Source organism: Candidatus Symbiothrix dinenymphae (assembly GCF_001431085.1).
On the sequence record NZ_BBRU01000457.1, the window covers coordinates 1 to 422 of the forward strand.

The following is a 422-nucleotide window of genomic DNA, read 5'->3' on the forward strand; positions in this document are numbered from 1 at the left end:
AGTGAGGACATTATCCGTACCAACAAAGCGCACTATATCAACCAATTGGGCGAAAATTTGGATATTTCGTTTCATTCAAAAATCCGTAGCAGTGAAGCGTGTTATGCCTCTGCCGGTCAGGCAGTTGAGTTGGCTAAAAAGCATCATACGCGGTTGCATCTTTTTCATCTTTCATCCGTCATTGCGGGCTTGACCCGCAATCCCCCGTGTTTTAATTCTCTTCCGCGAAAACTCTCATCAAATGTGCCGTTATCATATACTAATGTGCCGTTTACGAATGTTTTTACTACTTTGTGGGAGAAGGTAGTGCCTTCGAGGGGCGACCAGCCGCATTTGTAGAGTAGATTGTCCGGCGTTACTGTCCACGATTGATTGGGGTCAACCAGCACTAAATCAGCGTAATAGCCTTCGCGGATGTAGCC

1 pseudogene is annotated in these 422 nt (G+C 46.2%); it reads right to left on the minus strand.

The window, feature by feature from the left end:
* Nucleotides 1-164: 164 nt before the first annotated feature.
* Nucleotides 165-422: pseudogene (locus tag ASC50_RS06755) on the minus strand (hypothetical protein); the annotation flags it as partial.